This is a genomic window from Alcanivorax sp. UBA3183 (genome assembly GCF_002364155.1).
Lineage (GTDB): Bacteria > Pseudomonadota > Gammaproteobacteria > Pseudomonadales > Alcanivoracaceae > Alcanivorax > Alcanivorax jadensis.
Window position 1 is genome coordinate 1022 of sequence record NZ_DEXN01000040.1, and the last position, 447, is coordinate 1468.

A 447-nucleotide genomic window follows, 5' to 3' on the forward strand; every position below is an offset into this window, starting at 1 on the left:
TATCCATTCTCAACTATCAATTACCCTTCTTCCGTATCCAATAAACCCAAAGCTCCCCCTCCTGCTCCTGGCCCAACAAGGTATGGCCAAGAAACTGGCAGAACTTGGGAATATCCCGTTCGGTGGACGGGTCGGTGGCGCGGACTTCCAGGACCTCGCCAGGGGCCATGTCGCGCACCTTGTTGTGCAACATCATCACCGGTTCCGGGCACAGCAGACCAGTGGCGTCGAGGTGGTGTTGGGCGTCCTGGGTCATGGAGTTACCTTTTGCGCGTTGTCATTAAGTGGCGCTTGCCAGAAAAAGGCGGCCATTATAACGGTTGTGCAGAGAATCGCAGCCAGCAGGAAGTGGCCCGCATAGCCCAGCCAGGCCGCACTGAAGCCACTCGCCAGTGTAAAGGCGCCCACCGCAAACAGCTGTACCGAGGCCTGCATGGTGTAGTCACT

1 protein-coding gene and 1 pseudogene are annotated in these 447 nt (G+C 57.5%); both read right to left on the minus strand.

What is annotated here, in order from left to right:
* Window positions 1-16: 16 nt before the first annotated feature.
* The gene (gene tusA, locus B3Q33_RS12745; protein WP_035249617.1) at window positions 17-256 is read right to left on the minus strand and encodes a sulfurtransferase TusA; all 240 of its coding nucleotides are present in this window, start codon (window positions 254-256) and stop codon (window positions 17-19) included.
* Window positions 253-447 (minus strand): annotated as a pseudogene (locus B3Q33_RS12750) (hypothetical protein); the annotation flags it as partial. The gene tusA and the pseudogene B3Q33_RS12750, both read right to left, overlap by 4 nt.